At 32.4% G+C, this 7,202-nt stretch carries 6 protein-coding genes; all 6 read left to right on the top strand.

Features of this window, described 5'->3' with window-relative positions:
- A partial coding sequence (locus A3844_RS26215; RefSeq protein ID WP_167374743.1) for a hypothetical protein occupies positions 1 to 312 on the top strand: 312 nt, incomplete at its 5' end.
- 21 nt (positions 313 to 333) lie between these two features.
- Positions 334 to 1,347 (top strand): glycosyltransferase family 2 protein, encoded by a 1,014-nt coding sequence (locus tag A3844_RS26210; RefSeq protein WP_074108981.1) that lies wholly within the window; start codon positions 334 to 336, stop codon positions 1,345 to 1,347.
- On the top strand, positions 1,337 to 2,383 hold the full coding sequence (locus A3844_RS26205; RefSeq protein WP_074108979.1) for a glycosyltransferase family 2 protein: 1,047 nt from the start codon (positions 1,337 to 1,339) through the stop codon (positions 2,381 to 2,383). Before A3844_RS26210 ends, A3844_RS26205 begins: the two co-directional genes overlap by 11 nt.
- Positions 2,384 to 2,395: 12 nt before the next feature.
- Entirely contained in the window at positions 2,396 to 5,788 is a 3,393-nt protein-coding gene (locus tag A3844_RS26200) for an acyltransferase family protein (protein ID WP_167374742.1), read from the top strand.
- Positions 5,789 to 5,808: 20 nt separating this feature from the next.
- On the top strand, positions 5,809 to 6,726 hold the full coding sequence (locus A3844_RS26195; RefSeq protein ID WP_074108975.1) for a glycosyltransferase family 2 protein: 918 nt from the start codon (positions 5,809 to 5,811) through the stop codon (positions 6,724 to 6,726).
- A gap of 41 nt (positions 6,727 to 6,767) precedes the next feature.
- On the top strand, positions 6,768 to 7,178 hold the full coding sequence (locus A3844_RS26190; protein ID WP_074108973.1) for a sugar 3,4-ketoisomerase: 411 nt from the start codon (positions 6,768 to 6,770) through the stop codon (positions 7,176 to 7,178).
- Positions 7,179 to 7,202: the final 24 nt, after the last annotated feature.

The following is a 7,202-nucleotide window of genomic DNA, read 5'->3' as shown; positions in this document are numbered from 1 at the left end:
GAAATAGAAATAGTACGAATTCATAATGAAAATTCAAATGAGATGAATAATAAAAACAATCAAATTAAAACAATTGTTGAAGACTATGAGAAGGAAATTGATAGACGTCAAAACGAGAATAATTGTCGTATTCAAGAGATATGTGACGATTATGAAAATGAAATAGCTAGACTTAATGCAATCATTAGTGAGCATAGTGTTGAAATGTCATTGGTACAAGAGACAAATAAGGAATTGGAATTATATAGAAATGAGACGCGGCAAAACTATATATTAGTACGAAAAGCTTGGAAGAGCTATTTTAAAAAATAGTTAATTTGAGGAGTAATGATTTTGAATATAAAACAAGGAATTAGAAAGATAGCAAAGCGAATATATATTTTGTCGCCTGTTCCTTATAAGGTGAAAAAAAGAATGAGTTATTTTGTTAAACGTAACTTTTTTCGTGAGTATTCTGGGGAAGGGATTATTGATATATATAGTAATTCGTATAAATCAAGCATTTTAAATGAAAATGCAAAAAAAGTTTCAGTTGTGATTCCTAATTATAATTATGCTGAATATATAGTTGAACGAATTGATTCGGTCCTGCTTCAAACCTATCCTATTCATGAGTTAATAATAATAGACGATTGTTCTCGAGATAACAGTGTGGGAGTTATTGAAGATCACTTAAAAAAACTTGGATCCCCGAAAAATATTAAATTTATTATTAATGAAAAAAATAGTGGGAATGTATTCGCTCAATGGCAGTATGGATTTAAACATGCCTCAGGAGATTATGTATGGATTGCAGAGGCCGATGATAGTTGCCATCCTAGATTTCTTGAAAGTGTAATGGAAGGATTTCACGACGATGACGTTGTAATTTCATACTGTGAGTCTTTAACGATGAATGAGCATAACCAAGTCTTGATGAAAGATCTTCGGCCATGGATAGATATTTATAAAACTGGCAAATGGGATAAAAGCTATATTTTAGATGGATCAGAGGAGATTACCTCAACGATGTGTATCAATAACACTATAGCTAATGCCTCAAGTGCTGTGTTTAAAAATGGGGATTACCATGAAATACTGGAAATTTCTAGAGGGTATAGATTAGCTGGAGATTGGTATGCCTACATGAGGATTCTCGAATTTGGTAAAGTAGCCTATTTGGATGAATCTCTAAATTATCATAGAATGCAAGAAAAAAGTGTAACTCTTAGTATTAATAAAGAGTTGGAGTTTGCTGAAATATGTAGAGTGCAAGATTATGCTTTAAATAATTACACTTTAAAAGATGAGGTTAAGCAAAGAGTACTTGAAAGAAGAGAAAGGGAGAGACTCAGATTTGGACTATAATAAAACACTTTCAGTGATTATACCTGTCTATAATACTGAGAGGTATCTTAAACGTTGTTTAGATTCTGCATTGGCTGCGCTCCCAGGAAATTCAGAAATACTTATTATTAATGACGGTTCCCCTGATCAATCTGAAATAATCGCTCTGAAATATAGTGAGGACTTTCCAACTAAAATTCGTTATTTTCACAAGACTAATGGTGGGTTGTCTGATGCGAAAAACTATGGTCTCAACCATGCTGAAGGTGAATATATAATATTTTTAGATTCAGACGACTATGTAGAACCTGATATGTATAATGAAATTCTAAATGAAATGATACAAACTGGCGCGCAGTTGGGGATTTGCGATATTAATTGTGAATATGAAATAGATGGTTCCAGTGTAATAAGTTGCTGCTATAACCCCAATAGAGGGAGTGCTTTTTTTCAGATTATGGACACTCCTTTGGTTGCTGCATCCTGGAATAAAATTATTCATAGAAGTTTGTTTGAGGGGTTGGACTATCCAACAGGCCTTAACAATGAAGATGTAGCTGTTACTCCTATAATTTTGGCTCGGGCTAATCGTTTTGTGATAGTAAAAAAACCAATGTATAAGTATGTACAACGGCCTGGATCTATACAAAATTCAAAATTTAGTAATAAACGCTTTGTTATTATTGATACAACAAATATTGCGATAAAGCGTGCCGCTGATCTACCGATTCATATTCAAAAGCAGATCAAAGGCTCGCTATATATTCATCAAATTCTTGGGGTTCTTCTCTATCCAATCAGGAATCAAAGTTTCTTTAGAAGATATTCTATGATAAAGGAATTTATGGGGAAAGTGAATAGTAGCTTTAGTGATTTTTTTCAAAACAGATATGTTGTGGATAACGGGTTAATAGATAATCGCAAGCACAGAATATTTAAGAGGTTGAGTGTAATGTTGCTCAAAAGAAAACTTTATTTAGTCACTTCTATTTTTTTTGAGTTTGTAAATTTAGCGGAAAAAGTAAACGCGCAGATTGTTAAGAAGGGACATAAATAGGTGGGTATTCATTTGGAAGCAAATAAAAGAATTGATTGGATTGATATTTTCAAGGGATTAATTATACTCTTTGTAGTTATCGGGCATGAGAATGGATTTCTGGTTAAATACGTTTATTTATTCCACATGCCTGCCTTTTTTTTTATATCCGGATTTACTTCGAATTTAGACAAACAAGGTTTTTATGCTTTCACCCGAGACAGGTTTTTGAGACTTATAATACCTGTATGTTGTATTAATATTCTATTCTTCTTATTTAGATGGATTATGAATTTACTGGGATTTGGATTGTTGTTCTATAACGAACCAATGAATACAGAAGGTTTTATCCAAAGCATTTATAATTTTTTTGCTTTTAACATAGGATCAGATTTAGCAGGGGTATCATGGTTTTTTATTGTTTTATTTCTGTGCTCCGTATTGCAGAAGGCTTTATATGATATTTTTCGTAAAAGAAAGACTGCAGTACTAATTACATCATTAATACTTTTTATTATTGGATACTGGTATGTAAGACATAATATTGTTTTTCAAAGAACATTATTTGATCTGGTTTTAATTGCACAGTTTTACTTTATGTGCGGCCTTCTTTTATCAAAGAGCAAATTTAAGACAACACAAATGAAAATCAATAGCGATATTCTTATATGTGCGTTAGTAATGCTTCTTTACCCCTTATATTATTTTGCTAATATAAAATGGGGAGGTACGGATTATCCTAGCAGAAGTTTTGGTAATCCTATTATTAATGTAATCTCTGCTTTTATTGGCATTTCAATTACAATTATAATAAGTTATTTAATTAGAAATATAAATATATTGAAAAGAGTGTTCACTACATTAGGTGAAATTACGTTAACAATAGCTCTTTTTCATTTCTTAGCTTTTAGAATTTGTTTTGGGTTTCTTTATATGCTTAATATCGTTGAACGCTCCCAAGTACAGCAGCTTATACCAAGTAAGAATCCAAATTACGAGCCAGTTCTTCTTGTGTTTACTATTATTTTCTGTTTATTTACTAATGCAGTATTGCAAAAAAATAGTATTTTGTCTACTTTAATACTAGGTAAACGGACAAATTTTCAAAAACAAATATCATTAGTATTAGATTATTGCTTTAAACCAATTATTAAATTAGGTGAGAAGATGAAATCAGTAATTTATGATAAAATATCAGATTTTATTCTCCTTATAAAGCAAAAACCAATACTAGTTATTTTTATGTTGGTGATTGTTGGATATAAAATTACATATTTTATGAGACCATGGATAAATGTTAATGATGAGTTAATAACACTAATAAGTTCCCAGAAAGGTATAGGATCAATCTATGAATCTATTGCCAATATTACACTAGGTCAAGGAAGAGCATATTTTTTTGGTAATGTGATAGCTATGCTAATGTTTGCTATTAAAAACACGTTTGTTTTTCGTATACTGAGTTTATTAATACTGCTATCTAACATTTATTCGTTTGTTTTATTATGTAAAGAAATCAGGAAATCCAACGTCTTGAGCTGGATGGTATGCTTTGCTTATTTCGTATGTTTAACTTTTTCATGGGAACCGACTATCCCTAATGCATATACATCGTTTTATGGGTTAAGTATAACTATTTTATTTTTATCATTGAGGAGTTTTTATCTATACCTTGAGAATAAGCAAAGAAAACATTTGATTTTCAGTACATTAGCATATGTTATATGTCTCTTTACTTACGAATTATTTATTTTATTCGCTCCTCTTTATTTGTTAATAGTACTTAGTAGAGAGAAGGGACTGAAAAAGTCCATCTTAAAAGTACTTCCAATAGTAATATCTACTGCAGCATATCTAATATTTTATCTGGTTTGGCGAACACTTTTCGGTGCAGGATATGAAGGAGCAACTGTTGATATTGCTAGCTTTTCAATCCGTGACTGTATATATGCTATCGTAGTTTTGAGTCTTAGTGCTATACCGGGCTTATTATTCTTTAGTGCTAAGTATCGGTATATATTATTTACTTTATATGGTGATCAGCAATTTGATAACCGATATTTAAATATGATAGCCCAAGTATTTACACTGGAAAATATTATTTTAGGTATTTTATCTTTCTATGTCTTTTATAAATTATTGAAAGATTCTAACGAGACACTGCCTTTGAAAAAAATGATCGCCTTGTTGTGTGTGACTGCAGCTTATGTGTTCTTACCAAGTACTTTACTGTCAGTTACTCCCCTGTATCAAAATGCAGTTAAAACAAGTACGTTTGTGACTGTTACTGCCTCGTATATTTCATTATTTGCATTTATTTTGTTTTTTTGTTTATTAATAAGCTGGATACTGCCTAGAATATCCTCTCAGAAGAATCAAAGAGTTGTACTTTTGATAGGTTCTAGTATGGTCGCTTTGGCATGTATGTTTAGTAATTTTCAGAGTGATACAATTACTAAACATCAAAATTATTTAAAACAGCGGTTATCATTTATAAACTCATTTATTAAAAGTGATGCATTCAGGAATATTGAAGACGGTGCAATCGTATATTCCCCATCTATATTTAAATCGGAAATGAGTCTGGCTATCCATGATTCGTTTTGGGATGAATATACAAAGATTCAATTAGGCAAAACTGTTCATTTTACAAAAGAGTTACCCAATTCAAGTATTAATATACCTGTATATTACCTGAAGGAGACCGAACTTGATTCAAGAAATGAACGATATATCGTATTCGGAAAATTGAATAAAAGTGTAGAACTTGCTGATTTCACGAGTAATGAAGTTCTGATGTTATACAGCGGTAAACAGAAACAACATATTATAGAAGGTAAGATGAACGGTGGCGGCGATAAAAGTGTCAAATTAAATAATCAAAATGCTATATCTGTAAACGATATATTCCAATTTAATGTTCAAGTCCAGGATGCCTTTACTAATGATAAACTTCCAGGGACGTTAATCTTTGATCTCAAGGGAGAGGCAATGAATTTGAATAGTATCGGATTAGTCACTGGTCAATATGAAAGTTATGAGCTATATAAAAGCAAGGTTGGAAGTACATTGGCTACAGGAGCTGAACAGACAGGATGGTATGCTCCAGAGAGCAATGGATCTGGTAGTTGGATGGGAAAAGAAGCGAGTGTCAAGTTATTAGCCGGTCAATCTGGGACACTTGTTATTAATGGTTACATGACAAATTATATAGAGTCAAATGAAATTGCGGTTCTGATTGACGGAGTTGAAATAGACAGACAAATAGTAAGAGAGGGCAATTTCACTTTTAATGTTAAAGTTCCTTTCGATAAAGTGATTAAAGTTACCCTGAAAGCAGCTAGAACGATGATTCCAGCTAAATTGAATATTAATAACGATACCAGGGAACTTTCAGTTTTAATCAATTCAATTGAAATTAAGTAACCATCCTCTTGAGGTGACAAATGAATAAAGTCCAGGTTCTAATGTCAACATTTAATGGCGAAAAGTATATTGAAGAACAACTGCAAAGTATATTACAACAAAACTATCATAATATAGCCATTCTTATTCGCGATGATGGTTCAAACGATAATACAGTGCCCATCATCCAAAGATATGTGAAATTGTATTCTGACAAAATCCGTTTCATTAAAGGTAGTAATGTAGGGGTTATACAAAGTTTTTTTGAGTTGCTACACTTAGTAGACTTAGATACATCTTATTTTTGTTTCTGTGATCAAGATGATGTTTGGATGAAGGATAAGGTCGAAAGAGCGGTGCGTTTTTTGCAGCTAAGTGATACGGCTGGTATGTATTTTTCATCTACAATGCTGGCAGATCAAAGCCTTTGTCCAATTAAAGTGTGGCCAGATCCTCCGCAAAAGGCTCCACACTTCTACAATGCTCTAGTACAAAACATTGCTGTAGGTGCGACCATGGTTATTAATAGAGCGGCGAGAGACTTAGTTACTTCTAAAACGATTAATCCAATAAATCTTCAAATGCATGATTGGTGGATTTATCTATGTGTATCTGCCTTTGGAAGAGTATATTATGACGAGCAACCAACGCTATATTATAGGCAGCATAACAATAATGTTGTAGGTGGCCATCGAACTATTCTGCACGAATTGCGGAATAAGTGGAGGAGTTTTCGAAAGCATTCCGGTCATAAACTTTTGAAAAAGCAGGCAATGGAGTTTAATAAGCTTTATGCAGATCAGTTAGATGCTGAAAAACTCGATCAGTTAAAGCTATTTATCCAAGATCGAAAGTCATTGAAAGATAAATTACGATTTCTGCAAAGATCAAAGCTCTATCGTCATTCATTTTTAGAAAATCAATTATATAAATTTCTCATTCTAATTGACTATGTTTAAGAATCGGTTGGGATATTGGACGAATTATAAGGAGGATTAAAGTGCAGACATTATCAAGTAGAATAGTGCGAATAGAATCTTTGGGTGACGAAAGGGGACAACTAACGGTACTGGAAGAGAATAAATCCATCCCTTTTGAGTTCAAACGAGTATTCTACATATATGGTACTATAGCTGGAGTCCGCAGGGGATTTCATGCCCATTATAAAACCAGGCAGGCATTAATAAGTGTTACGGGGAGTTGCAAAGTGCATTTGGATAATACCAAAAGGACAGAAGAAGTAGAATTAGATTCCCCGAATACAATACTCATTCTTGAACCTAATGATTGGCATGAAATGTATGACTTCTCACCTGATTGTGTATTATTAGTACTTGCATCTCATTTATATGATCCCGAAGATTATATTCGTGATTACGATAAATTCATAAAAATTTATTCAAAAAGCTAATGAGTTATTCAGTTATTTTGTTTT

Source organism: Paenibacillus helianthi, from assembly GCF_001909055.1.
Classification (GTDB): Bacteria; Bacillota; Bacilli; order Paenibacillales; family Paenibacillaceae; genus Paenibacillus_AQ; species Paenibacillus_AQ helianthi.
Note: the sequence above shows the minus strand (reverse complement) of the source record. Positions and strands in the feature narration are given on the sequence as shown.